The 23,891-nt window shown below is 71.2% G+C and carries 24 protein-coding genes and 5 tRNA genes; 15 read left to right on the top strand and 14 right to left on the bottom strand.

Translation table 11 applies throughout. From position 1 onward, the window contains the following. Positions 1-37: 37 nt before the first annotated feature. The 11 genes from ACFVGS_RS15070 to ACFVGS_RS15120 all read right to left on the bottom strand — a co-directional run bounded on the left by ACFVGS_RS15070 (position 38) and on the right by ACFVGS_RS15120 (position 13,443). Positions 38-1,279, bottom strand: a complete 1,242-nt coding sequence (locus ACFVGS_RS15070) for a hypothetical protein (protein WP_385692686.1) — start codon at positions 1,277-1,279, stop codon at positions 38-40. Continuing rightward, complete coding sequence (locus ACFVGS_RS15075; protein WP_384416941.1) at positions 1,257-1,733, bottom strand: hypothetical protein; 477 nt, start codon at positions 1,731-1,733, stop codon at positions 1,257-1,259. The genes ACFVGS_RS15070 and ACFVGS_RS15075 overlap by 23 nt, the downstream gene beginning before the upstream one ends. Continuing rightward, on the bottom strand, positions 1,723-2,724 hold the full coding sequence (locus ACFVGS_RS15080) for a serine/threonine-protein kinase (RefSeq protein WP_385692687.1): 1,002 nt from the start codon (positions 2,722-2,724) through the stop codon (positions 1,723-1,725). The genes ACFVGS_RS15075 and ACFVGS_RS15080 overlap by 11 nt, the downstream gene beginning before the upstream one ends. Positions 2,725-2,848: 124 nt before the next feature. Beyond that, a complete protein-coding gene (locus ACFVGS_RS15085) occupies positions 2,849-3,430 on the bottom strand; it encodes an ATP/GTP-binding protein (RefSeq protein ID WP_069978110.1) in 582 nt (193 codons plus the stop codon). Further along, complete coding sequence (locus ACFVGS_RS15090) at positions 3,411-3,983, bottom strand: DUF742 domain-containing protein (protein ID WP_384416947.1); 573 nt, start codon at positions 3,981-3,983, stop codon at positions 3,411-3,413. The genes ACFVGS_RS15085 and ACFVGS_RS15090 overlap by 20 nt, the downstream gene beginning before the upstream one ends. Before the next feature lie 93 nt (positions 3,984-4,076). Continuing rightward, a complete protein-coding gene (locus tag ACFVGS_RS15095; protein ID WP_128978734.1) occupies positions 4,077-4,490 on the bottom strand; it encodes a roadblock/LC7 domain-containing protein in 414 nt (137 codons plus the stop codon). A gap of 10 nt (positions 4,491-4,500) precedes the next feature. Further along, complete coding sequence (locus ACFVGS_RS15100; protein ID WP_385692688.1) at positions 4,501-7,767, bottom strand: nitrate- and nitrite sensing domain-containing protein; 3,267 nt, start codon at positions 7,765-7,767, stop codon at positions 4,501-4,503. 363 nt (positions 7,768-8,130) lie between these two features. Beyond that, on the bottom strand, positions 8,131-8,718 hold the full coding sequence (locus tag ACFVGS_RS15105; protein WP_384416953.1) for an ATP/GTP-binding protein: 588 nt from the start codon (positions 8,716-8,718) through the stop codon (positions 8,131-8,133). Next, complete coding sequence (locus tag ACFVGS_RS15110; protein ID WP_128978535.1) at positions 8,699-9,106, bottom strand: DUF742 domain-containing protein; 408 nt, start codon at positions 9,104-9,106, stop codon at positions 8,699-8,701. The genes ACFVGS_RS15105 and ACFVGS_RS15110 overlap by 20 nt, the downstream gene beginning before the upstream one ends. Positions 9,107-9,318: 212 nt before the next feature. Beyond that, a complete protein-coding gene (locus ACFVGS_RS15115; RefSeq protein WP_128978732.1) occupies positions 9,319-9,732 on the bottom strand; it encodes a roadblock/LC7 domain-containing protein in 414 nt (137 codons plus the stop codon). A 9-nt stretch (positions 9,733-9,741) separates the two neighbouring features. Continuing rightward, on the bottom strand, positions 9,742-13,443 hold the full coding sequence (locus ACFVGS_RS15120; protein WP_384416956.1) for a nitrate- and nitrite sensing domain-containing protein: 3,702 nt from the start codon (positions 13,441-13,443) through the stop codon (positions 9,742-9,744). Between the two features lie 564 nt (positions 13,444-14,007). Between ACFVGS_RS15120 and ACFVGS_RS15125 the strand changes: the two genes are divergently transcribed. From ACFVGS_RS15125 to ACFVGS_RS15175, 11 genes are all read left to right on the top strand, one after another. Next, a complete protein-coding gene (locus ACFVGS_RS15125; RefSeq protein ID WP_384416959.1) occupies positions 14,008-14,193 on the top strand; it encodes a hypothetical protein in 186 nt (61 codons plus the stop codon). Positions 14,194-14,273: 80 nt separating this feature from the next. Continuing rightward, a complete protein-coding gene (locus ACFVGS_RS15130) occupies positions 14,274-15,068 on the top strand; it encodes a fumarylacetoacetate hydrolase family protein (protein WP_384416962.1) in 795 nt (264 codons plus the stop codon). Continuing rightward, the gene (gltX, locus tag ACFVGS_RS15135) at positions 15,061-16,533 is read left to right on the top strand and encodes a glutamate--tRNA ligase (RefSeq protein ID WP_384416965.1); all 1,473 of its coding nucleotides are present in this window, start codon (positions 15,061-15,063) and stop codon (positions 16,531-16,533) included. The genes ACFVGS_RS15130 and gltX overlap by 8 nt, the downstream gene beginning before the upstream one ends. A 110-nt stretch (positions 16,534-16,643) precedes the next feature. Further along, positions 16,644-16,907: a hypothetical protein gene (locus tag ACFVGS_RS15140; RefSeq protein WP_384416968.1), complete on the top strand. Its 264-nt coding sequence runs from the start codon at positions 16,644-16,646 to the stop codon at positions 16,905-16,907. After that, entirely contained in the window at positions 16,904-17,275 is a 372-nt protein-coding gene (locus ACFVGS_RS15145) for a hypothetical protein (RefSeq protein ID WP_384416970.1), read from the top strand. The genes ACFVGS_RS15140 and ACFVGS_RS15145 overlap by 4 nt, the downstream gene beginning before the upstream one ends. 33 nt (positions 17,276-17,308) lie before the next feature. Further along, positions 17,309-18,028: an HAD family hydrolase gene (locus ACFVGS_RS15150; RefSeq protein WP_385692689.1), complete on the top strand. Its 720-nt coding sequence runs from the start codon at positions 17,309-17,311 to the stop codon at positions 18,026-18,028. A gap of 97 nt (positions 18,029-18,125) precedes the next feature. Beyond that, positions 18,126-18,197, top strand: a tRNA-Gln gene (locus ACFVGS_RS15155). 41 nt (positions 18,198-18,238) lie between these two features. After that, positions 18,239-18,311, top strand: a tRNA-Glu gene (locus ACFVGS_RS15160). Between the two features lie 62 nt (positions 18,312-18,373). After that, a tRNA-Glu gene (locus ACFVGS_RS15165) sits at positions 18,374-18,449 on the top strand. A gap of 18 nt (positions 18,450-18,467) precedes the next feature. Further along, positions 18,468-18,539: transfer RNA gene (locus tag ACFVGS_RS15170), tRNA-Gln, on the top strand. 44 nt (positions 18,540-18,583) lie between these two features. Then, positions 18,584-18,659 (top strand) — tRNA-Glu (locus ACFVGS_RS15175). Positions 18,660-18,821: 162 nt separating this feature from the next. Here ACFVGS_RS15175 and ndgR read toward each other — a convergent pair. Next, on the bottom strand, positions 18,822-19,538 hold the full coding sequence (ndgR, locus tag ACFVGS_RS15180) for an IclR family transcriptional regulator NdgR (RefSeq protein ID WP_128977462.1): 717 nt from the start codon (positions 19,536-19,538) through the stop codon (positions 18,822-18,824). A 140-nt stretch (positions 19,539-19,678) separates the two neighbouring features. Here ndgR and leuC point away from each other — a divergent pair, with 140 nt between their 5' ends. The 4 genes from leuC (at position 19,679) to ACFVGS_RS15200 (ending at position 22,862) form a co-directional block, all read left to right on the top strand. After that, positions 19,679-21,103, top strand: a complete 1,425-nt coding sequence (gene leuC / locus ACFVGS_RS15185) for a 3-isopropylmalate dehydratase large subunit (protein ID WP_384416976.1) — start codon at positions 19,679-19,681, stop codon at positions 21,101-21,103. A gap of 6 nt (positions 21,104-21,109) precedes the next feature. Next, positions 21,110-21,703: a 3-isopropylmalate dehydratase small subunit gene (gene leuD / locus ACFVGS_RS15190; RefSeq protein WP_384416979.1), complete on the top strand. Its 594-nt coding sequence runs from the start codon at positions 21,110-21,112 to the stop codon at positions 21,701-21,703. Positions 21,704-21,807: 104 nt separating this feature from the next. Then, positions 21,808-22,035 (top strand): hypothetical protein, encoded by a 228-nt coding sequence (locus ACFVGS_RS15195; RefSeq protein ID WP_260227783.1) that lies wholly within the window; start codon positions 21,808-21,810, stop codon positions 22,033-22,035. A 143-nt stretch (positions 22,036-22,178) separates the two neighbouring features. Beyond that, positions 22,179-22,862: an HU family DNA-binding protein gene (locus ACFVGS_RS15200; protein WP_384416982.1), complete on the top strand. Its 684-nt coding sequence runs from the start codon at positions 22,179-22,181 to the stop codon at positions 22,860-22,862. A gap of 105 nt (positions 22,863-22,967) precedes the next feature. On the opposite strand, the gene ACFVGS_RS15205 is transcribed toward ACFVGS_RS15200, so the two are convergent. Together ACFVGS_RS15205 and cofC are read right to left on the bottom strand one after the other, a co-directional pair. Further along, positions 22,968-23,171: a hypothetical protein gene (locus tag ACFVGS_RS15205; protein WP_385692690.1), complete on the bottom strand. Its 204-nt coding sequence runs from the start codon at positions 23,169-23,171 to the stop codon at positions 22,968-22,970. Positions 23,172-23,180: 9 nt separating this feature from the next. After that, the gene (cofC, locus tag ACFVGS_RS15210) at positions 23,181-23,852 is read right to left on the bottom strand and encodes a 2-phospho-L-lactate guanylyltransferase (RefSeq protein WP_384416988.1); all 672 of its coding nucleotides are present in this window, start codon (positions 23,850-23,852) and stop codon (positions 23,181-23,183) included. Between the last annotated feature and the right edge of the window lie 39 nt (positions 23,853-23,891).

Consider the following 23,891-nt stretch of genomic DNA (forward strand, 5'->3'; position numbering starts at 1 on the left):
AGGATGGGGACGTGGTGCTGGTGAAGGCGCGGTGCGGTCAGTGGAGCGGACCGGCGATGAGCAGCGGCGGGTCGGTGTCCGGCGTGACGGTGACCTTGACCGGCTCGCCGGGCCGGGGATAGGAGTCGGCGGGGCCCCGCCAGCGGGCCCGGTACAGGCCGCCGTCCCACTCGACGTACCCCTCGGGCCGCAGCCAGGTCACGGCGGTGACGACGGCGCGGTAGCCGGTGCCGAGGGGCATCGTGTCGGACTCGCGCGCGGCCGTGGCCGCGAGCTCCGCCGCCGGTCCTGCGTCCGGCGCCGTCCTGGCATCGGGCCCCGCGGCCTCGGGCTCGGGTCCGGGCGAGGCCTGGGGCTGCGGCCGTGCCGGGGGCTCGGGCCGGGCCGGCGGCCGGGCGGCCTGCGGAAGGGCCCGGGGTTCGGGTATCGGCTCCGGCAGTGAACGGCGGTGCGGTGCGGGCTCCTCGCCGCGGACATGCCAGCCGTGCGGCAGCTCGGGCGGCCGTGTCTGCTCCGCCGCCTCCGGGTCCGGCTCCCGGGCGGACGAGGCCGACGGAGCGGCCGGCGGAGCGCCCGGAGGCCGCCCGGTCCCGCCGTCCTCCGGGCGCGGGCCCGGCGCGGTCCTGAACGGCAGGAGGGCGGAGGCGGCGTCGATCGCGCTGCCGAGCAGACTGCGCCCGGTGGACACGGCCCACAGGACGTCGTCCTGCAGCCGGGGCGACCTCCCGGGCCGGGCCCGCGGCCGCGGAACCCTGCGCTCCTCGGGCCCGCGCCGGGACGCCTCCGACCCGTACTCCGACCCGTGCGACTCCGGTCCGTGCGTCTCCGGTCCGTGCGTCTCCGCCGCGTACGACTCGGGTCCGTGCGACCCGGCTCCGGACGACTCGTGCCCGTACGACTCAGGCCGGTCCGGCCCGGACCGCTCCGGGCGGCGTCGTTCCGGCCCGCGTTCACGGGACCGGAGCTCCTCCGCCCGCCGTTCGTCGGCCTGCCGTTCCTCCGGCCGCCGTTCGTCCGGGCGGCGTTCCCCGGTGCGGCGCCGCTCGGACCTGAGCTCCTCGGCGCGGCGCTTCTCGCGGCGCCGTTCCTCGCGCCGCCGCGCCTCTTCCCGGCGTTCCTCCTCCCGCCGCCCTCCGGGCTCCTCGTACTCCCGCGATCCGGGGAACCACGAGCCCGTGCTCGCCCACAGCGCGACGAGCAGGGTCACCATGGGCAGCACCGTGAAGGTGAGGATCCAGGCCGGCGAGTCCACGGGATCACTCCGGTCCGGCGAGGTCATCGGTGCTCCGCAGCACGAATCCGAGGTCGTGGCACTCCCGCAGGAGCCGCACCGATCGGTCGAGCAGCGCGTCGAGGGTCGTGGCGAAGCCGGTGGCGGTCAGATGGCAGACCAGCGGCAGGGTGAGGACGGCGGACAGCAGCGGCTCGTCGCTCCGGGCGTCCCCGAGCACCGCCGTCGGGGTGACCTCGCGGGCGTTCCACGCGGTCGCGGCCGCCGCGGTCGGCGCGAGCCGGTCCGCCGGGACGAGTGTCCCGTCGGTCACGGCGACCACGAGCGAGCCGGCGGCCCGGCTGACGTCCACGGTGAGCCGGGGCCCGGACGGGCCGCCGGCCTTGGTCTCCAGGTACAGCGCGCCGTCCTCGGTGTGGACGGGTTCGCCGCGCCGGCGCGCCCACTCCCACATCAACGACTCCCAGCCGTCGTGGAGTTCGACCACGGGCTCATCGGGCATGCTGCAGAACCGCCTTCCGGATCAGCGGACGGGTGAGCCCCGACGCGAGCAGCCGGGCGGCGACCGGGCGCAGGGCGCAGCCCTCGCCGGCGGCCGGCGGCTCGGGCACATGGCAGTGGTGCGGGGGATCGGCCACGGGGACGGTGGGCTGGCGGGGCGGCCGGGCGGGCGGCCGTCCGGCGGCGGGCGGGGGCTTCAGGAGGGCGCCGAGATCCGCCATCAGCCGTTCGGGCAGCGGCCGTTCGGCCGGTGCGGGGGACAGGCAGGCCCGGATGACGGAGGCGAGCGCGGGCGGCACGCCGGTGAGCCGCGGCGGCACGCCCTGGTAGATCCGCAGGGTGGCGGGCAGTCCGTGGCCGAAGGGCAGCAGTCCGGTCGCGGCGAACGCCAGCACCACCCCGAGGGCGAACACGTCGACGGCGGGGGTCGGTTCGCCGCCGCGCAGGCTCTCCGCCGGGACGAAACCGTGGGTGCCGGGTGGCGACTGAGGGTCCGTCAGGCCCTTGGTGGCGCTGTCGGAGCGGACGATGCCGAAGTCGATGATCCGGGGCTCGCCGTCCTCCAGGATGATGTTGCTCGGCTTGAGGTCCCGGTGGATGAGTCCGTGGGCGTGCACGCCCGCCAGTGCCTCGGCGAGCATCGCGCCGAGCTCGGCCACCCTCCGCTCGCCCAACGGGCCTCTCTTACGGACGTGTTCGTCCAGGGTGGGGCCCTCCACGTAGCGGGAGGCGAGCCAGAAGGGCGGCGTGGCCGTCTGGGCGTCGTACAGCGGGAGCGTGTACGGGCTGCGCACGTCGCGCAGTGCCTCGACCTCGCGGTGGAACCGCACCCGCCCGGTGTGCGAGTGGGACAGCTCCGTGCTGATCACCTTGACGGCCAGCCGCAGTCCGGCGGGCGTGCGGCACAGGTAGACCTTGCCCATCCCGCCGTTGCCCAGCGTGCGTTCGACCGTGAAGCGCCCGATCCGGTGCGCACCGTCCAGCGAACCCATGTCTCCCCCCGAGGTCCCCGTACAACGTACTGGGACGCCGGAGACGGCGGGGCCGGTTTCACGACGAAGGCCGCGTCCCCCTTCCGGGGAGACGCGGCCTCCGGGGCGTGCGGCGGCGGGACGACTACCGCAGGCGGGCCATGAGGGCGTGCTCGACGAGGGTGATGAGCGCGCTCTTCGCGTCCGCGCGGTGGCGGGCGTCGGTGGTGATGATCGGGGTGTCGGGGCCGATCTGCAGGGCCTCGCGGACCTCGTCCGGGGTGTACGGCTGGTGTCCGTCGAAGCCGTTGAGGGCGATGACGAAGGGGAGGCCCGAGTTCTCGAAGTAGTCGACCGCGGGGAAGCAGTCGGCGAGGCGCCGGGTGTCCACGAGCACGACGGCGCCGATGGCGCCGCGGACCAGGTCGTCCCACATGAACCAGAAGCGGTCCTGACCGGGTGTACCGAACAGGTACAGGATCAGGTCCTGGTCCAGGGTGATGCGGCCGAAGTCCATGGCGACAGTCGTCGTCGTCTTGTCGCCCGTGTGGGTGAGGTCGTCGATGCCCGCGGACGCGGACGTCATCACGGCCTCGGTTCGCAGCGGGTTGATCTCCGAGACCGCGCCGACGAACGTGGTCTTGCCCACGCCGAAGCCACCCGCCACCACGATCTTCGCGCTGGTGGTTGAACGGGCCGCGCCGCCGCTAGAGCTTGCGAAGTCCACTGAGCACCCTTTCGAGCAGTGTCACGTCTGGCTGACCGCCGGCGGCCTCGTCGCCGCCGGGCTGGTGGATGGCGACGAGTCCGGCCTCGGCCAGGTCGGCGACGAGAATCCGGGCAACGCCGAGGGGGATGGAGAGAAGGGCCGAGATCTCCGCGACCGACTTGATCTCGAAGCACAGCCGGCAGATCCGCTGGTGCTCGGGCAGCTGGCCCTGCAGCCGGGCCGGATCGGCCGTCGTGCTGACCAGCGCCTCGATGGCGAGCTGGTAGCGCGGCCGGGTCCGGCCGCCGGTCATCGCGTACGGACGCACCAGCGGGTTGTTCCCGCCCGAGCCGCCCGCGCCGCCGGTACCGCCCCGGCGGGCGGCCGGAGCGGCGGGCGCGCCCGGTGCCCCGACGGGCGCGGGCTGGGACTGCGGCTGCTGGTAGGGCTGTGCCGTGCCCGGTCTGCTCGGCGTGGAGGGAAAGTTGTACCGGTTCTGCGCGGTGTCGCCGAGCGGCGCCTGATGCGCGTCAAAACCGTTGTAAGGGCTTGCGCCCGGGGGTGTACCCACGTCTCCTCCTCCGACTGCCTCGCGGCCCCATGTCCCTTGGAACCGCGCCACCGCACCCTACGGTGCGGTGACGAGAAACGCACTGTCTGTCTGTTAGTTGAGAAGACTTCCCTGCAGTTCCGCCCGAAGGTCGGGCGTCAGGACGCTTCCCGCGCGGTCGACGAGCAGTGCCATCTCGTAGCCCACGAGGCCGATGTCGGACTCCGGGTGGGCGAGCACGGCCAGCGAGGAGCCGTCCGAGATCGACATGATGAAGAGGAAGCCGCGCTCCATCTCCACGACCGTCTGGTTGACCGCGCCGCCCTCGAAGATCCGGGACGCGCCCGCGGTCAGCGAGGTCAGCCCGGACGCGACCGCCGCAAGCTGGTCGGCGCGGTCCCGGGGGAATCCCTCGGACATCGCCAGCAGGAGGCCGTCGGCGGAGACCACCACCGTGTGGGACACCCCGGGGGTGTTGTCCACGAAGTTGGTGATCAACCAGTTCAGATTCTGCGCCGCCTGGCTCATCGCGCTCACACTAACGCTCCTGGTTGTAGGTGTTGCCCGGGCCGAGGCCCGATCCGTTCGTGTCCGTTCCCACGCTGCGTCCCTGCTGGACACCGCGGCGCAGGTTGCTCAGCCTGCCCCGGACGTCCTCGGGTGCGCGGGAGACCTGGGGGCCGCCCTGCGGGGTCTGCTCCGCGGAGCCCTCGACCAGGTTGGCCTTGGGAACCCGTCGCGGAAGGCCGGAGGGGGTCACCCCGCCCGCCTTCGGGTCGCGGAGCTTCTCGGCCCGGGTCCAGCGCTCGTCGTTGGCGGAGCGCCATTCCCCGGAGCCGTCGGCTGCCGTGCCGGCCGGACCAGCGGTCTGGGCCGGCGGCGCGGGCTGCGCCGCCTGCGGGCTCTGCGGCGCCTGCGGGGCGACGCTGCCGCGGCGGGGCAGACCGGCGTCGGTCAGCGCGTGGCCGGCGTCCGGGCCGGTACCCGGCGTGGCACCCGGACGGTCGAAGCCTACGCGGTCGCGGGCCTGTTCGGGAGCGGCCGGAGCAGATTCCGGTTCCGTTCCGAACGCCTGCCCGAAGCCCTCGTCGTAGCCGGTCTGCTGCTGCCACTCACCCTGGTGGGTCTGGGGTTCGTAGCCGTTCTCGTATCCCTGGTGGGCGTTCGCGCCGCCGTCGTACGAGGCTTCCGCATACGCCTGGTCCCGGTAGGGCTCGGCGGGCTGCTGGTAGCCGTCGTAGCCCTGCTCGGCGTAGCCGAAGGCGTCCTGGCCGTGACCCTGCTGCGGGTCCTGCGGACCCTGCTGGGCGTAGTCCTGCGCGTAGCCCTGCTGGTACTCCTGCGCGTACTCGCCGGTGTACTCCGGCGCGTAGCCCTGCTCGTTCCCCTGGGGGACGTACGTCTGCTGCGCGGGCTCGGCGGGCTCGCCCGCGGCGTCCTGGTACGGCGCGTGGTCGGGGCCCTGGTGGTGCACCTGGGCCTCCAGGGCCGCCCGGCGCTCCTCGCGCATCAGGGAGCGGTTCACCGGGTCGAGCTGGCGGTCGTCGCCCTGCTGCTCGTAGCGCGAGTCGTCGAAGCCGAGCTCGGCGGCGGTGCGCATCGGCTGCGCCTGCGGCTCGAAGGCGGAGAGCGACTGCTGCGGGATCATCTGCGAGACGGTGAAGTCGTCCTGCAGCGGCGCCTCGCCACCGCCACCGTGCGTGATCGCGTCCGGCAGCATGACCAGCGACGTGGTGCCGGCCTGCTCGCCCGACGGGCGCAGCTGGACGCGGACGCCGTGCCGGTCCGCCAGCCGGCCGACCACGAACAGGCCCATGCGCTGCGAGACGGCGGCGTCCACGGTCGGCGGGTTGGCCAGCTTGTGGTTGATGTCCGCGAAGTCCTCGGCGGTCAGGCCGATGCCCTTGTCGTGGATCTCGACCATGACGCGGCCGTCGGGGAGACGGGTCGCGGTGACGCGGACCTTGGTCTGCGGGGAGGAGAACGTGGTGGCGTTCTCCAGGAGCTCGGCGAGCAGGTGCACGAGGTCGGTCACGGCCTGGCCGTGGATGTCGGCCTCCGGGACGCCCTCGATGTCGATGCGCTCGTACTGCTCCACCTCGGAGGCGGCGGCGCGCATGACGTCGACCAGCGGGACCGGCTGGTCCCAGCGGCGGCCGGGCTCCTGGCCGGCGAGGACCAGGAGGTTCTCGCCGTTGCGGCGCATACGGGTGGCCAGGTGGTCCAGGCGGAAGAGGTTCTCCAGCTGGTCCGGGTCGGCCTCGTTGTTCTCCAGGTCGGTGATGAGGGTCAGCTGGCCCTCGATGAGCGACTGGTTGCGCTGCGAGAGGTTGGTGAAGATCGCGTTGATGTTGCCGCGGAGCAGGGCCTGCTCGGCGGCGAGCCGGACGGCCTCGCGGTGCACCTGGTCGAAGGCGCGGGCGACCTCGCCGATCTCGTCCGTGGAGTCGATCGGGATGGGCTGCACGCGGGTGTCGACCCGGCCGGGCTCGGTCCGGGAGAGCTGGTCGACCAGCATCGGCAGACGCTGCTCGGCGATGCCGAAGGCGGCGGTGCGCAGCTCGCGCATCGAGCGGCTCATCTGGCGGGCCATCAGTCCGGCCAGGATGAAGGCGGCGAGCAGGGCGATGACGGTGATGCCACCGGTGACGTAGGCGTCCGTCTGGGCGTCCGAGGAGATCTCGGCGGCCTCGGTGGTGGCCTTGTCGACGAGCTCCTTCTCGACCTCGCTGTAGCCGTCGAACTTGGCGGTGGCGACGGCCATCCAGGTGTCGGCGGTGATGCCCTGCTTCTTCAGGTCCGCGATGGCGTCGGCGTCCTTGGCGGAGCCGATGGCCTGGGCGACGCCGGCGTAGACGGAGGTGTCCTTGCCGCTGCCCTTGGGCAGCTCGATGCCCAGCGCCGCCATCTTCTTGGAGCCCTCGGCGGCCTTGCCGGCCATGACCTCCTTGAGCCGCTCGACGTCGGCCTCGGTGCCGCCGGACTGGTACTCGCCGAGGGCGATCTGCTCCAGGTAGTTGTACGAGTTGAAGGCGACCGACTGCTGGGCGAAGACCTCGTCCTTCTGGCTGGGCCGGACGAGGAGCTGGGTGCCGATGGAGCGCTGGAGGGACTCGGCGGCCTTCGCCAGCTGGATCGCGTAGACGGTGCGGCCGTAGCTGGTGATGTTGCCGGTGCCCAGACCGAGCTCGTTGGAGAACTCCATCAGGTAGTGCTGGCACTCGGTGTAGCCGAGCTGGGTGTTCACCGGGTCGAGCGAGCGGGTGTAGGCGACCTTGCGTAGCTCCTGGAGGCGCGGCTCGGCGTCCCGGAAGAGCCGGAGGCGGCGCTCGAGGCCCTGGCCGCTCGGCATGTTCTTGACGGCCTCGTCGAACTTGACCTTGGCGGCGTCGGTGGCGGCGTAGGCCTGGGTGACCTCGTCGCTCTCGCGGTCCTCGGCGGTCTTGGCCTTGAGCAGCGGTGCGGCGGTGAGGTCACGCTCGTTGAGCAGCGCCTGGCCGTAGTCCGAGGCGGCGCGCACGATGAGCGCCGTCTTCTCGGCGTCCTGCGCCTCCTGCCAGGTGTCGATGGCTCCCTTCACCTGGAAGCCGCCCATGACGAGGCCGACGAGCACGGGTATGAGGAGGATCGCGTTCAGCCTGGTGGGCACGCGCCAGTTGCGCGGGGACAGCTTGCTGGTGCTGCCCTTGCGGCTCGGAGCCGGCGGCGCCACGGGCTCGTCCACGGGCGACATCGGCCCGCGGGACGGCGGCGTGAAGTTGCCCCGCGTCTGCTGCTCCGCGGAGCTTTCCTTGCTTCGCCTCACTCGACCAACAACCTCTCGGCGCCGGCACCTACGTTGTGCCGGGTTTTTCGTTCAGGGCCGTACTACTCGGGAGTTCATGAATTCCAGCACGTGAAGGGGGTCCCCTCCAAACAGTGCGAAGCAGCCGGTTTTCACGCCCTACGGCAGAGATAAAACGGGCATAAAGAGCGAGCCCCGCCAAAAGGCGGAGCTCATGTGAGCGCAGCGGCACCGAGTGGATGCGTCGGGTGTCCGAGGCGTCCCAATTCTCTGTCGAAACGTTATGAACCGGTGGAACCGTTGGGGGCGGTCGTGTCGAACGACACAGACCGCCCCCAAAACCTCTACGACAACTGACGTATATCGACTTCTACTTGAGGTGTACTACTTCAGCCGCGCCATGAGGGCGTGCTCGACGAGGGTGATGAGCGCGCTCTTCGCGTCCGCGCGGTGACGGGCGTCGGTGGTGATGATCGGGGTGTCCGGCCCGATCTGGAGCGCCTCGCGCACCTCGTCCGGGGTGTACGGCTGGTGCCCCTCGAAACCGTTGAGGGCGATGACGAAGGGGAGGCCCGAGTTCTCGAAGTAGTCCACGGCCGGGAAGCAGTCGGCGAGCCGACGGGTGTCCACGAGCACGACGGCGCCGATGGCGCCGCGGACCAGGTCGTCCCACATGAACCAGAAGCGGTCCTGACCGGGCGTACCGAACAGGTACAGGATCAGGTCCTGGTCCAGGGTGATGCGGCCGAAGTCCATCGCCACCGTGGTGGTCGTCTTCCCGCCGGTGTGCGTCAGGTCGTCGATGCCCGCGGACGCGGACGTCATCACGGCCTCGGTACGCAGCGGGTTGATCTCGGAGACGGCGCCGACGAACGTGGTCTTGCCCACGCCGAAGCCACCCGCCACCACGATCTTCGCGCTGGTGGTCGAGCGGCTCTGGGGAACGGAACCGCTAGAGCTTGCGAAGTCCACTGAGCACCCTTTCGAGCAGTGTCACGTCCGGCGTGCCGCCGGCCTCTCCGTTGCCCGGCTGGTGGATGGCCACCATGCCGGCCTCGGCCAGGTCGGCCACGAGGATGCGGGCCACACCGAGCGGCATCGACAGGAGCGCCGACACCTCGGCCACCGACTTCACCTCACGGCAGAGGTGGCAGATGCGCTGGTGCTCCGGAAGCAGCGTGGCCAGGTGCGCCGGGTCGGCCGTCGTGCTGACCAGCGCCTCGATGGCGAGCTGGTAACGAGGCCTGGTCCGGCCGCCGGTCATCGCGTACGGACGTACCAGCGGCTGGTCGCCCTCAGCTCCGTAGCCGTCGTCTATCGACGCGCCGTACGGATCGTGAGAGGCGGGGGGCGGGGTCATGAATCCTCCGGGCGTGACAGCAGAACCTTCTGCCGTCTGATGGGGCCGGTGGGGGGCCGGGTGGGGCGGCCGGACGGTGAACGGGTCCAGGGCGGTGCGGAGGGGCGCACCGCCCCGGGCATGTCGTTGACGGGTGTGGATACGAGGACGGACGGGGAGAGAGGGGACGGTCGGAAGGCTGCCGGACGGAAGCCCGGCGCGGCCCGGCGCGGCTAGCGGAGCAGGCTGCCCTGCAGCTCGGCACGCAGGTCCGGGGTGAGCACGCTGCCCGCACGGTCGACGAGCAGCGCCATCTCGTAGCCCACGAGGCCGATGTCGCACTCGGGGTGCGCGAGCACGGCCATCGAGGAACCGTCCGAGATCGACATGATGAAGAGGAAGCCGCGCTCCATCTCCACCACGGTCTGGGCGACGGGACCGCCCTCGAAGATCCGGGACGCCCCCGCGGTCAGCGAGGTCAGTCCGGACGCGACCGCCGCAAGCTGGTCGGCGCGGTCGCGGGGGAACCCTTCGGACATGGCAAGGAGCAGTCCGTCGGCGGAGACCACCACCGTGTGGGACACCCCTGGGGTGTTGTCCACGAAGTTGGTGATCAACCAGTTCAGATTCTGCGCCGCCTGGCTCATCGCGCTCAACTAACGCTCCTGCTGGTGGGTCGGACCGAGATTGAAGGAACCCGTGGTGGAGTTGCCCGCCTGACGGCCCTGCTGGATACCGCGGCGCAGATTCGTGAGCCGGCCGCGGACGTCGTCGGGTGCGCGGGAGACCTGGGGGCCGGCCGTCTGGGCCTGCTCCTGGGCGGTCCCGGGCACGAGGTTGGCCCGCGGCACGCGCCGCGGGAGCCCGGAGGTGGTGACACCGCCGGCGGCGGGCTTGCGCACCCGCTCGGCCTGGCGCACCAGCTCGTCGTTGGGCGAGGTCCGCCACGAGGCCTGGCCGTTGGGCCGGCCCGCCTCGGGACGCTGGTCGACCACGGGCGTCTGCATCGTCCGCTCGACGTCCGGCACGCCCTGGCCGGGGGCCTGGCGCTGCGCCTGCTGCTGCGGCGCGGCCGGAGCGGGTCCGTGGCCCTGGGCCGGCTGCTGCTGACCCGGGTACTGACCGGCGTACTGCCCCTGACCCTGAGCCTGGCCCTGGCCGCTCTGCTCCTGCTCCTGGCGGAACCAGTTGGTCTCCAGGGTGTCGTACAGCGGCGTACGGCCGTCCCCGGCGTGCGACGCCGGCGGCAGGGCCTCCGGCTGACGCGGCTGCTGGAGCTGCGGCTGGCGGGGCTGCTGCGACTGCTGCGGCTCGTTGCCGGTGCGCTGGCGCGGGGCGGGAGCCGGCGCCTGCGGGGCCTGCCGGGGCGCCTGGGCCTGCGGGACGAACGGCTGGTGGCCGAACTGCTGCTGCGGGGCCTGCTGGGGAGCCTGCTGCGGGGCGCCGAAGTCCGGACGCGGGAACTGCGCCGTGGACGCCGGGTCCTGGGCACCGCCCTGGTAGCCCTGCGGGCTCTGGTGCGGGGCCTGCTGGGGCTCCTCGTGACCGCGCGGCGCGTCCGGCGGCGTCATGTCCTGCTGCGGCCTGCGGACCGGCTGCGCCGGGTCGTTGCCCCAGCTCGTGGCCTGCGGCCGGGCGGGCTGCTGCGGGTTGCCGCCGGGCAGCTCGGCACGCGGGTAGCCGTTCTGGACCGGGCGGGGCTCCTGCGGGGCCTGAGGCTGAGGAGCCTGCGGGGCCTGCGGGCCGCGCGGGGCCTGGTTGTTCTGTCCGCCGCCCCACACGTCCGTACGGGACGGGATGGCGCTCTGCGCGCCGCCCACGAAACCGCCGGGCGCGCCGGCACCGGGACGCTGCTGGTCCTGCGGCACGGGCGGCATCTGCTCGGTCTGCGGGCCCTGCGCCTGCGCCTGGGCCGGCGCGGGAGCCTGGGCGCTGCGCTCCTGGAAGAAGTTCTGGCCGCTCGGGCCGTTCTGGCCCTGCGGGCCGCCGTCACGGCCGGGCAGCGCCGTACGGCTCGCGGCCGCACCGAGCCGGCCGCCGGGCGCGGACGGGGCACCGCCCGGACGCCCGCCGGGAGCGCCGGGGCCGCCGGCCGCGCCGGGACCGCCGGTGAGCCGGCCGCCCGGGGCGCCCTGGCCCTGCGGCACGGCGCCCTGGCCGCCCGCACCGGGCTTCGGCGCGGGCTTCTTGCCGCCGTGGGCGACGTCGACCGGGAGCATGACGAGCGCGGTGGTGCCGCCCGAGTCGGACGGACGCAGCTGGATCCGGATGCCGTGCCGCAGGGACAGGCGGCCGACCACGAACAGACCCATGCGGCGGGAGACCGAGACGTCCACGGTGGGCGGCGAGGCGAGCCGTTCGTTGATCGCGGCGAGGTCCTCGGGGGAGAGGCCGATGCCGGTGTCGTGGATCTCGACGAGCACACGGCCGTCGGGCAGGGCGTGACCGGTGACGCGGACCTTGGTCTGCGGCGAGGAGAACGAGGTGGCGTTCTCCAGCAGCTCGGCGAGCAGGTGCACGAGGTCGTTGACGACGCGGCCGGCGACCTCGGTCGCCGGGACCGCGGCCAGCTCGATGCGCTCGTACTGCTCCACCTCGGAGGCGGCGGCACGCAGGACGTCGACCAGGGGGACCGGGCGGGTCCAGCGACGGCCGGGCTCCTCACCCGCGAGGACGAGGAGGTTCTCACCGTTACGGCGCATGCGCGTCGCGAGGTGGTCGAGCTTGAAGAGCGAGGACAGCTGGTCCGGGTCGGCCTCGCGGGACTCCAGTTCGGAGATGAGCGAGAGCTGACGCTGGATGAGGCCCTGGGAACGGCGCGAGAGGTTGGTGAACATCGCGTTGACGTTGCCCCGGAGGAGGGCCTGCTCGGCGGCGAGGCGGACCGCCTCGCGGTGCACGTCGTCGAAGGCCGCGGCCACCTGGCCGATCTCGTCGCGGGAGTGCACACCGACGGACTCGACGGAGGTGTCGACGTCCTGCGGGTCGGACTCGGAGAGCTGCTTGACCAGCTCGGGCAGGCGTTCCTGGGCGACCTTGGTCGCGGTGTCCTGGAGGCGGCGCAGCGACCGGATCATGGACCGGGCCACGACGAAGGCACCGACCAGCGAGACGCCGAGGACGAGGAGGATCAGGGCACCGTTGATGATGGCGTCGCGCTGCGACTCCTGGCGCAGCTCACGGGCCTTGGTCTCCATCTCGCCCAGCAGCGTGGCCTCGATGGTGTTCATGGCCCGGATCTTGGTGCCGTACTCGTCGGTGAAGTTGAGGTGACCGCGCTTGACGTCGGGCAGGCCGCGGTCCGACTTCAGCATCCGCTGGGCGTAGTTGTCGGCGGCCTCGATCGACGGGTTGCCGTTGGTCAGCGAGGCGGTGAGCTCCTCGGCGTCGCCGCCGGTCGACTCGTAGATCGACTTGAAGGACTTGAGCTCGACGGCCTCACTGGTGAGGGCGGCGTCGCCGTAGAGGCGGTCGCCCTGCTCGATCTTGGCCGGCTTGCTGTCGTTCGGGGGCAGCGCGGAGGCGATGATCGCCTGCTGGATGGAGGCGTACTCCTTGGCGGACGAGAACGCGGCGAGCGCGCGGGTCCGCTTGATCATCTCAGGGTTGCTGGTCGCCTGCGCCATGTCCTGGGACAGGCTGAGCAGCGAGCGGATGAGCCGGCTGTAGGCCTCGACCGTCACCGAGTGGGCGACGCCGTCCTCGTACGCGGTGGTGCGGATCGAACCGAGCTGGCTGACCTGCGAGGCGATCTGGCTGACGTTCTGCCGGATGCTGCGCAGCGACTCGTCGTCCTCGGTCGCCGGGATGTCGTTGGTCGCCTCGAGGAAGGCCTTGTACGCGCGGTCGGTCGCCTTGCGCGGGTTGGAGACCTGGTAGTCGCTGGTCGACTTCTTGTTCGCGAGCGGACCGGCGGAGAGGTCACGCTCGGTCTGCAGCGCCTCGGCGAAGTTGGTGGCCTCCTTGGTCAGCTTGGTGAGCAGCTGCATGTGATCCAGCTGCTCCATGTCCTTCAAGGACTCGCTGATACGGATGCCGCCGAGGCTGGTCGCGGCGACCACGGGGAGGGTCAGCAGCGCGACGAGGCGGGTGGAGATGCGCCAGTTGCGCAGGGCTATTCGAGGCCCGACCTGGCTCTCGGACTGCAGCTTGGGCAGCGGGGCGTGCTCGGTCGCGGCGTCCGCGGCGGTACCGCGCGCGGCACCGTCACCGCCTTCGCCCTTCCTGGGGTTCTGGGGCTGCGGGGCCGGGGAACCGTGCTGGGTCCCGGCACGCGGCTCCTGCTCCGCCGAAGCTTCCCCTCGGCCCTTGCGGGCCTGGGAGGAGCCCGTGCCATCCCTCTTGAAACGTCCCTGCACTAGCGTCGCAACCTCTGGACCAGGCGTCCTTCCGGGTGAACGGAGAGGACGGTGTCGGCGTCTGGGGGCGCAGGTGCGCCCCAGTGGTGGTCGTCGGTGACCGGCGCAGATCCCCCTTTCCCGCCACTCGGCCGGCGCTGCGTTGCGCCCCCTGCGCGCCGGCCTCAAGCCCGCGGCGGTGCGTGGAATTCCAGCACAGTGGCGGATCTCCAACAAGGGCCGTGGGGCGCGCCCCGAGGGGCATGACAACGCGTGAACGGTACGTCACCCCATGTAGAAGATGATCACGGAGGAATCGGGCGTATCCGCGCGAAGTGACCGAGGGGTGGGGGTGTCCCAGTCGCCATGATCAGGAGCGGAATGGCGCATTCAGTGGAGGAATGTCCGTTTCGGTTACCTCGGATGGCGGTGTGTAATGCCCGGTATGTTCCGCTCCTGGTGAGCAAACTCACACGTAGTTCGTTGAATCCGCCAGGCAATCGAAGGGAATTGCATGTTTAGCCTGACGCTTTACAGAATGGGTGCTGCAGCCCAACCGCTCCCAGACAAGGGTCCGACACCGCGATGAAGACGTTCGTGCTCCGCACCACGGCCAACCCCCGCCGCTCCACCCTCGCCCACCTCGAGGACGCGGCGCAGCTCGGCCGCGGCGCCCAGCCCGAGTACGCCGCCGAGCTCCCGGGCGCCACGGCCAACCCGCGCCGCACGATCCTCATGACCGCCCCGGCGCCGTACCAGCCCGCGCGGTAAGTCGCCCGAGGCGCCCGCCCCTGCGCGTTAGCCTGGAGCGTCAGACTCCAGCCAGTAGCAAGTGAGGGGCGACAGCACTCGTGCGCATCGCCAGATTCTCCATCGACGGCAACGTCGCCTTCGGCGCGGTCGAGGGCGAGGGGACCGTCGAGTCCGGCGGCCTGGTCCTCGACATCATCAAGGGCATTCCGTACACCGACTTCGAGCTCAGCGGCACCAAGGTCCCGATGAGCAAGGTACGGCTCCTGCCGCCCGTGCTTCCCAACAAGGTCGTGGCCATCGGCCGCAACTACGCGGAGCACGCCAAGGAGCTCGGCAACGAGGTGCCCGAGGCGCCGGTGGCCTTCTTCAAGCCCACCACCTCGGTCATCGGCCCCGGCGACGCCATCGAGTACCCCTCCTTCTCCGACGAGCTGCACCACGAGGCCGAACTGGCCGTGGTCATCGGCCGTATGTGCCGCGAGGTGCCCCGCGAGCGCGTGAAGGACGTCGTCCTCGGCTACACCTGCGCCAACGACGTCACCGCCCGCGACGTCCAGAAGCGCGAGGCCCAGTGGGCCCGCGCCAAGGGCTTCGACACCTCCTGCCCGCTGGGCCCCTGGATCGAGACCGGCCTGAGCATCGCCGACGCGAGCGACCTGACCATCCAGGCGACGGTCAACGGCGAACAGCGACAGCTCGGTCGTACGAGCGACATGATCCGCTCCATCGAGGACCTGGTCGTCCACATCTCCGAGGCCATGACGCTGCTCCCGGGCGACGTCATCCTCACCGGCACCCCCGCCGGGGTCGGCCCCCTCAACGTCGGCGACGAGGTCGCCGTCACCATCGAAGGCATCGGCACTCTCACCAACAGGGTGATCAAGCGTGGCTAACGCGATCCGCGTCCGTTTCTGTCCGTCCCCGACCGGCAACCCCCACGTGGGCCTGGTCCGCACCGCCCTCTTCAACTGGGCCTTCGCCCGGCACAACCAGGGCACCATGGTCTTCCGCATCGAGGACACCGACGCGGCCCGCGACTCCGAGGAGTCGTACGAGCAGCTGCTCGACTCGCTGCGCTGGCTTGGCCTCGACTGGGACGAGGGCCCCGAGGTCGGCGGCCCCCACGCGCCGTACCGGCAGTCCCAGCGGATGGACATCTACAAGGACGTCGCCGACAAGCTGCTCGCCGGCGGCTACGCGTACCACTGCTACTGCACCCAGACCGAGCTGGACGACCGCCGCGAGGCCGCCCGCGCCGCGGGCCGGCCCTCCGGCTACGACGGCCACTGCCGCGAGCTCACCGCCGAGCAGACCGAGGTCTACAAGGCCGAGGGCCGCGAGGCCATCGTCCGCTTCCGGATGCCGGACGAGACGATCACCTTCACCGACCTCGTCCGCGGCGAGCTCACCTTCACCCCGGAGAACGTCCCGGACTACGGCATCGTGCGCGCCAACGGCGCCCCGCTGTACACCCTGGTCAACCCGGTCGACGACGCCCTGATGGAGATCACCCACGTCCTGCGCGGCGAGGACCTGCTCTCCTCCACCCCGCGCCAGATCGCGCTCTACAAGGCGCTGATCGAGCTGGGCGTCGCCAAGGAGATCCCCGCCTTCGGCCACCTGCCGTACGTCATGGGCGAGGGCAACAAGAAGCTCTCCAAGCGCGACCCGCAGGCCTCCCTCAACCTCTACCGGGAGCGCGGCTTCCTCCCCGAGGGCCTGCTGAACTACCTGTCCCTCCTGGGCTGGTCGTTCTCGGCCGACCAGGACCTCTTCACCATCCCCGAGATGGTCGAGAAGTTCGACATCGCGGACGTCAACGCCAACCCGGCCCGCTTCGACCTCAAGAAGGCCGAGTCCATCAACGCGGACCACATCCGCATGCTGGACGTGAAGGACTTCGCCGCGGCCTGCGAGCCGTGGCTGCGGGCCCCGCACGCCAACTGGGCCCCGGAGGACTTCGACCGGGCCGCCTGGGAGGCCATCGCGCCCTACGCCCAGACCCGCCTGACGGTCCTGTCGGACATCACGGCCAACGTCGACTTCCTGTTCCTCAAGGAGCCGGTCTTCGACCAGCCCTCGTGGGACAAGGCGATGAAGGGCGAGCCCGCCGCCCTCCTCACCACCGCCCGCGAGAAGCTCGTGGCCGCCGACTGGAACGACCCCGAGTCCCTGAAGAACGCCGTCCTCGCCGCCGGCGAGGCCCACGGCCTCAAGCTCGGCAAGGCCCAGGCCCCGGTCCGCGTCGCCGTCACCGGCCGCACGGTCGGCCTGCCGCTCTTCGAGTCGCTCCAGATCCTGGGCCAGGAGAAGACCCTGGCCCGCATCGACGCGGCCCTGGCGAAGCTCGCCGGCTGATCCCTTCGCGGTCACCCTCGGGGGCGGCACCCGGATCCTCTCCGGGCGCCGCCCCCGAGGCGTATCGCCGCAGGCCCCCCGCAAACGGTATTCATCGGTATTCTCTCGGTATGGCTGACACGACGCTCAAGATCAGTGACGAGATCAGGGACCGCCTGCGCACGCTGGCCGAGGAGCGTGGTCTGAGCACCCGGGCCTACGTCGAGCGCATGGTCGCCGCCATCCCCACCGAGGCCGAGCGGGCCGAGCGGACGGCGAAGGCGATCGCGTACGTCCGCGAGCAGTTCGGGGCCGAGCTCGACGACGACGTGCTGCACGAGGGGCAGGCCTGGCGCCGGGCCATCGCCGCACGGCAGGTGGGGAGCCGCAGGTGATCATCCTCGATCACACGGCCATGGTGGCGCTCGGCCGCGGCCACCGGCTGCTGTCCTCGGTCGTCGTGGTCGAGGTGGACGACCCGGCCCGGCGCGCTCACGTACCGGCGCTCTGCCTGTTCGCGGCGAGCCTGGAACTGCCGGGGATCGTCGCGCACGCCGGTGCGCTTCCCGGGCTCGAGTTCCTGCCCCTCGATGTCGCCGCCACGGCCGCCGTCGAGCAGACGGTCGCCGCCGGCGTCGACTGGCGCCACGCGCACGCCGTTTACGCGGCCGCCTCGGGGGTCCCCGACGGCCAGGTCCTCACCGCCGTGCCCGAGGCCTACGACGGCACCGGGGTGTGGGCCGTGGACATCGGGAAGCCCTGACCGGCAGGGGTGACGGGCGGTACCGTCGTTTCCATGACCATCCGCGCGGTGCTCTGGGACATCGACGACACGATCTTCGACTATGCGAGCGCCGACCGGGCCGGGATGCGGGCGCATCTGGCCGCCGAGGGGATGGGCGCGTACGGCACCGTCGAGGAGGCCCTCCGGCGCTGGAAGGAGCTCACGGAGCTGCACTGGCGCCGGTACGAGACCGAGGGCGGGGACTTCCAGGAGCAGCGGCGCGGCCGGGTGCGCGACTTCCTCGGGCGGCCCGAGCTCACCGTCGTCGAGGCCGACGCCTGGTTCGACCGGTACGTGGCCCATTACGAGGCCGCCTGGGAGCTGTTCCCCGACACCCTGCCCGTCCTCGACCTGCTGGCCCGTGACTACCGTCACGGGGTGCTGTCCAACTCCAGCATCCACAACCAGGACCACAAGCTCCGCGCCCTCGGCGTACGGGACCGCTTCGAGGCCGTCGTGTGCGCCGCCGAGCTCGGCGTGGCCAAGCCGGCGGCCGAGGCGTTCCACGCGGCCTGCGCGGCACTGGGGCTCGCGCCCGAGCAGGTGGCGTACGTCGGCGACCAGCCCGACACCGACGCGCGCGGCGCGGTCGAGGCGGGGCTCCTCGGGGTGTGGCTGGACCGCTCCGACAGCGGCGGCAGGCCCGAGCTGACCCGGATCACCGACCTCCGTCAGCTGCCCGGGGTGCTGCGTGGGGATACGCGTTTTGGAGCACCGTCCACCTTCGGGTAATGTTCTTCCTGCGCCGAGGGGAACGGGCCGAAAGGCCGGAAAGACCCGAAAGCGCAAGCCAGAGCAAGATCCTCTCCTCGGAGGGATCGCGCCCCGGTGGCCTATGGTGTAATTGGCAGCACGACTGATTCTGGTTCAGTTAGTCTTGGTTCGAGTCCAGGTAGGCCAGCTCGCAGAGCTCATCTGCAAACCGTGGATGGCATCCACAAAGCCCCCGTTGTGTAGCGGCCTAGCACGCCGCCCTCTCAAGGCGGTAGCGCCGGTTCGAATCCGGTCGGGGGTACAGATCCTTCCCGCGGGATCACTTGGGTAGCTCCCAGGTGAACCCGATGCAGGATCGCTAGGGCCCCCGTTGTGTAGCGGCCTAGCACGCCGCCCTCTCAAGGCGGTAGCGCCGGTTCGAATCCGGTCGGGGGTACCAACTGGTCTAAACCACCAGTGGCCTATGGTGTAATTGGCAGCACGACTGATTCTGGTTCAGTTAGTCTTGGTTCGAGTCCAGGTAGGCCAGCGCAGTGACATCATGCGACTAGCGTCGCGTGGTCCAGAGATCTTGCCCCCGTTGTGTAGCGGCCTAGCACGCCGCCCTCTCAAGGCGGTAGCGCCGGTTCGAATCCGGTCGGGGGTACCAAACGAAGAAGCCCTTCCCTTCGGGGGAGGGCTTCTTCGCTGTTCCCGGCAGACCATGATCGTGACGTGGTCGCTGACGTGATCACGAACACAACTCCGGCCCACCGCTGCGGCGTTGGAGCGGTGGGCCGGGAAACCTACAGGAGAAGAAGGAAGAGAAGGATCAGCCGTTGCGGCGCAGGGCCTCGGTCAGGCGCGCGGCCGCGTCGATGACCGCCTGGGCGTGCATACGGCCCGGGTGGCGGGTCAGGCGCTCGATCGGACCCGAGACCGACACGGCGGCCACCACGCGGTTGGAGGGGCCGCGTACGGGCGCGGAGACGGACGCGACGCCCGGCTCCCGCTCGCCGATCGACTGGGCCCAGCCGCGGCGCCGTACGCCCGACAGGGCCGTCGCCGTGAAGCGGGCGCCCTGAAGACCGCGGTGCAGCCGCTCGGGCTCCTCCCAGGCCATGAGGATCTGCGCGGACGAGCCGGCCTTCATGGTCAGCGTGGAGCCGACCGGGACGGTGTCCCGGAGTCCGGACAGCCGCTCGGCCGCAGCCACGCAGATGCGCATGTCGCCCTGGCGCCGGTAGAGCTGGGCGCTCTCGCCCGTCACGTCGCGCAGATGCGTCAGCACCGGCCCGGCGGTCGCGAGCAGACGGTCCTCGCCGGCCGCGGCGGCGAGCTCCGCCAGCCGCGGTCCGAGGATGAACCGGCCCTGCATGTCGCGGGCCACCATCCGGTGGTGTTCCAAGGCCACGGCCAGTCGGTGGGCCGTGGGTCGTGCGAGTCCCGTCGCCGCGACCAGTCCTGCGAGGGTGGCCGGACCGGACTCCAGGGCGCTCAGGACAAGGGCTGCCTTGTCGAGAACGCCTACGCCGCTAGAGTTGTCCATGCAACGATATTCGCGTCTCACTCTGTGAAACGCAAGTTCAATTTTTCTCGGAACCTGTGACTCTGGTGAGGCGGCCGCACAACGGCCCGCGAAACGGGTCTCTAGTGGTGCCGGCGCAGCCGCCGGCCGGAGGGAAAGCGATGGGTAGGACACTCGCGGAGAAGGTCTGGGACGACCACGTCGTCCGGCGCGCCGAGGGCGAGCCCGACCTCCTCTTCATCGATCTGCACCTGCTGCACGAGGTGACCAGCCCCCAGGCCTTCGACGGCCTCCGCCAGAACGGCCGGCAGGTGCGGCGCCTCGACCTCACCATCGCCACCGAGGACCACAACACCCCGACCCTCGACATCGACAAGCCGATCGCCGACCCGGTCTCCCGCGCACAGCTGGAGACCCTGCGGAAGAACTGCGCCGAGTTCGGCGTGCGGCTGCACCCGCTGGGCGACGTCGAGCAGGGCGTCGTCCACGTCGTGGGACCGCAGCTGGGACTGACCCAGCCCGGCATGACCGTGGTCTGTGGTGACTCGCACACCTCCACGCACGGCGCCTTCGGCGGTCTGGCGTTCGGCATCGGCACCAGCCAGGTCGAGCACGTCCTGGCCACCCAGACGCTGCCCATGGCCCGTCCGAAGACCATGGCCATCACGGTGAACGGCGAGCTGCCCGAGGACGTCACCGCCAAGGACCTGATCCTGGCGATCATCGCGAAGATCGGCACCGGCGGCGGCCAGGGCTACGTCCTGGAGTACCGCGGCTCCGCCATCGAGAAGCTCTCGATGGAGGCCCGGATGACCATCTGCAACATGTCGATCGAGGCCGGCGCCCGCGCGGGCATGATCGCCCCCGACGAGACCACCTTCGCCTACCTCAAGGGCCGTGCCCACGCCCCCGAGGGCGAGGACTGGGACGCCGCCGTCGCGTACTGGAAGACGCTGAAGTCGGACGAGGACGCCGTCTTCGACGCCGAGGTCGTCATCGAGGCCGCCGAGCTGGCCCCGTTCGTCACCTGGGGCACCAACCCCGGTCAGGGCGCGCCGCTTTCGGCGAACGTCCCCGACCCGGCTTCGTACGAAGACGCTTCGGAGCGCCTGGCGGCCGAAAAGGCCCTGGAGTACATGGGGTTGACCGCCGGGCAGCCGCTGCGCGACATCAGGGTCGACACCGTCTTCGTAGGTTCCTGCACCAACGGCCGCATCGAGGACCTGCGCAACGCGGCGGCCCTGCTGGAGGGTCGCAAGGTCGCCGACGGCGTCCGCATGCTGGTCGTCCCCGGCTCCGTCCGGGTCGCCCTGCAGGCCGTCGAGGAGGGCCTGGACAAGGTCTTCAAGGAGGCCGGCGCCGAATGGCGGCACGCGGGCTGCTCGATGTGCCTGGGCATGAACCCCGACCAACTGGCCCCCGGTGAGCGTTCCGCGTCCACCTCGAACCGCAACTTCGAGGGCCGGCAGGGCAAGGGCGGCCGCACCCACCTGGTCTCCCCCCAGGTCGCCGCCGCCACCGCCGTCCTGGGCCACCTGGCCTCCCCGGCCGATCTGTCCGACGTCGCCACCACCGCGGGGGTCTGAGGAACCATGGAAGCTTTCACCACGCACACCGGCCGCGCCGTCCCGCTGCGCCGCAGCAACGTCGACACCGACCAGATCATCCCGGCGCACTGGCTCAAGAAGGTCACCCGCGACGGCTTCGAGGACGGCCTGTTCGAGGCCTGGCGCAAGGACGAGCAGTTCGTCCTCAACCGCCCCGAGCGGCAGGGCGCCACGGTCCTGGTCGCGGGTCCGGACTTCGGCACCGGCTCCTCCCGTGAGCACGCCGTCTGGGCGCTGCAGAACTACGGCTTCAAGACCGTGATCTCCTCCCGCTTCGCCGACATCTTCCGCGGCAACTCGCTGAAGAACGGCCTGCTGACCGTCGTCCTGCCGCAGGAGACCGTCGACGCGCTGTGGGAGCTGACCGAGGCCGACCCGGCCGTCGAGGTCACCGTGGACCTGGAGGCCCGCAAGGTCCTCGCGCCCGGGATCGACGCCGACTTCGAGCTCGACGAGAACGCCCGCTGGCGACTGCTGAACGGTCTGGACGACATCAGCCTCACCCTTCAGAACGAAGCGGACATCGCGGCCTACGAGGCGGCGAGGCCCTCCTTCAAGCCCCGTACAATTGCCGTCTGAGCAGCGCTTTTCCAGTACTGCGCCCCCCACCGTCCGGTGGGGGGCGCAGTCGCTTGTTGAGACCCCGTCGGGCGACAACTCGCCCTAGATGGCACAATCGGTGCATGGAACGCGACAGCCAACTCGAGCTCTACGAGGCAGTCGCCGCCCGATTGAAGGAAGCGCACACAAGGGTGCGCGAACTGCAAGTCCCGGAGGGCGTAAGGATGGCGCTGTCCCGGAAGCTGCTGGTCGTCACGGCCGCGGCGAAGCACGATCTCGCGGACGCGGCAACGCGTCTGGACCGGTTGATGAAGGACCTCGACGAGGGCCGATTCCCTGAAGACGACTGACACCAGGAACTCCGCAACGGCACTTCCGCGTTGCGGCACTAGGGTGATTAGCCCGTTTCGTGTTTGATTTGCGGTATATACATGCCTAACGTGCGAAAAAGCTTGAACACTTTCGTTCCGGCAATGTCTCCGAAGGGGAAGACGTGAACAAGGCGCAGCTCGTAGAAGCGATTGCCGACAAGATGGGCGGTCGCCAGCAGGCGGCCGACGCCGTCGACCACGTGCTCGACGCCATCGTGCGCGCCGTGGTCGGCGGGGACCGGGTCTCGGTCACCGGCTTCGGCTCGTTCGAGAAGGTCGACCGTCCGGCCCGCTACGCCCGCAACCCGCAGACGGGTGAGCGGGTCCGGGTCAAGAAGACCTCGGTTCCGCGCTTCCGTGCGGGTCAGGGCTTCAAGGACCTGGTCAGCGGCTCGAAGAAGCTCCCCAAGGGAGGCGAGGTCTCCGTCAAGAAGGCCCCCAAGGGCAGCCTCACCGGTGGCGCCTCCGCCACCGTGAAGAAGGCGGCCGCCAAGAAGGCCACCACCGCCAAGAAGGCCGCCGCGAAGAAGGCCACCCCGGCGAAGAAGACCACCACGGCCGCCGCGAAGAAGACCACCACGGCCGCGAAGAAGACCACCACGGCCGCCAAGAAGACCACCCCGGCGGCGAAGAAGACCACCGCGGCCGCGAAGAAGGCGACCCCGGCGAAGAAGACCACGGCCGCGGCCAAGAAGACCGCCGCCAAGAAGACCGCGCCGGCGAAGAAGGCCACCGCGAAGAAGGCGCCCGCCAAGAAGACGACGGCGCGCAAGACCACCGCGAAGAAGACCGCCGCGAAGAAGTAACACGGCAGGTGCTCACACGCCGGGCCGGGCTCCCCCCTGGGGGAGCCCGGCCCGCGGCGCGTTCCGCCCCGGAAGGCGCTGCCAGGCCGTTCCTTCCGGCCCTGATCAGAAGGTCTGCAGCGTCACCAGCGTGATCCGCAGGGACGCGCCCTCGCCCTCCGTCTCGATCCGCACCCGCTGCCCCGGACGCAGCAGCCGCAGCCCGCCCGCGTCGAAGGCCTCGGTCCCGAACTCCACCGGGGTGCCGTCGTCGAGCAGCACACTGCCGCTGCGGGTCTCGGAGTCGTACGTGTACGCGGTCGCCTGCATGGCCGCAGCCTATCCGGCCGCGCGCACCCAGCGGGCCGCCGTCCGCGGCCCCACGCCCAGCGCCACCGCGGCCGCCAGGTCCTCCCCGGTGTCCACGTCCCGGCGCACGGAATCCACCCCCGCCAGCCGGATTTCCACCGCGCCCGAGGACAAATGCCGACGGCGCGAAGCCCCTCCGAAAGCCGGTTCCAATTCCACCCCGGGACCAGCCGAGAGGAATGTCGTACCTATTTCGGCGGCATCCGCGAGAAAAGCCCGCCGGAATTGCCCCGCCACCGCCAGGACCCGGGCCAGCTCGGCCGGCCGCAGCGCCGGAAGGTCCGCGTTCAGGGCCGCCACCCGCGCCCCGGGCCGTACCGCCCGCACCGCGCGGGCCCCGTGCGCCAGCGCCCCGTTGAGCCCCGTGCCCGGCACGTCGGCCACGATCCTGGCGCCCAGGGCGCCGAGCGCGGCACCCGCCGCCGGATCGTCCGTGACGACCGCCACATCCCGCACCGCCGGGCAGGTCAGCGCCGCCGCCACGGTGTCCTCGGCGAAGGCCAGCGCGAGCCGGGGCCGCAGCCCCGCGCCCACCGCCGCACCCAGCCTGCTCTTGGCCAGGGCCAGCGGTTTCAGGGGCACCACCAGGGACCAGCCGTCGGCAGCGTTGTCACCGGCGTCGCCGGCGGCGTAGGTCTTCATCGCGGACCATTCTGTCCCGCCCACGCGAAGCCCCGGAGC

The organism is Streptomyces sp. NPDC127114 (assembly GCF_042677525.1).
GTDB lineage: Bacteria > Actinomycetota > Actinomycetes > Streptomycetales > Streptomycetaceae > Streptomyces.

Bases quoted from the DNA above. Each gene is read 5' to 3' on its own strand.
- ACFVGS_RS15195 (WP_260227783.1), top strand. From the start codon at position 21,808: ATGGAACGCGACAGCCAACTCGAGCTCTACGAGGCAGTCGCCGCCCGA.
- ACFVGS_RS15075 (WP_384416941.1), bottom strand. From the start codon at position 1,733: ATGCCCGATGAGCCCGTGGTCGAACTCCACGACGGCTGGGAGTCGTTG.
- ACFVGS_RS15080 (WP_385692687.1), bottom strand. From the start codon at position 2,724: ATGGGTTCGCTGGACGGTGCGCACCGGATCGGGCGCTTCACGGTCGAA.
- ACFVGS_RS15115 (WP_128978732.1), bottom strand. From the start codon at position 9,732: ATGAGCCAGGCGGCGCAGAATCTGAACTGGTTGATCACCAACTTCGTG.
- cofC (WP_384416988.1), bottom strand. From the start codon at position 23,852: ATGAAGACCTACGCCGCCGGCGACGCCGGTGACAACGCTGCCGACGGC.
- ACFVGS_RS15140 (WP_384416968.1), top strand. From the start codon at position 16,644: ATGGCTGACACGACGCTCAAGATCAGTGACGAGATCAGGGACCGCCTG.
- leuC (WP_384416976.1), top strand. From the start codon at position 19,679: ATGGGTAGGACACTCGCGGAGAAGGTCTGGGACGACCACGTCGTCCGG.
- ACFVGS_RS15070 (WP_385692686.1), bottom strand. From the start codon at position 1,279: ATGACCTCGCCGGACCGGAGTGATCCCGTGGACTCGCCGGCCTGGATC.
- ndgR (WP_128977462.1), bottom strand. From the start codon at position 19,538: ATGGACAACTCTAGCGGCGTAGGCGTTCTCGACAAGGCAGCCCTTGTC.
- ACFVGS_RS15125 (WP_384416959.1), top strand. From the start codon at position 14,008: ATGAAGACGTTCGTGCTCCGCACCACGGCCAACCCCCGCCGCTCCACC.
- ACFVGS_RS15110 (WP_128978535.1), bottom strand. From the start codon at position 9,106: ATGACCCCGCCCCCCGCCTCTCACGATCCGTACGGCGCGTCGATAGAC.
- ACFVGS_RS15150 (WP_385692689.1), top strand. From the start codon at position 17,309: ATGACCATCCGCGCGGTGCTCTGGGACATCGACGACACGATCTTCGAC.
- ACFVGS_RS15095 (WP_128978734.1), bottom strand. From the start codon at position 4,490: ATGAGCCAGGCGGCGCAGAATCTGAACTGGTTGATCACCAACTTCGTG.
- leuD (WP_384416979.1), top strand. From the start codon at position 21,110: ATGGAAGCTTTCACCACGCACACCGGCCGCGCCGTCCCGCTGCGCCGC.
- ACFVGS_RS15205 (WP_385692690.1), bottom strand. From the start codon at position 23,171: ATGCAGGCGACCGCGTACACGTACGACTCCGAGACCCGCAGCGGCAGT.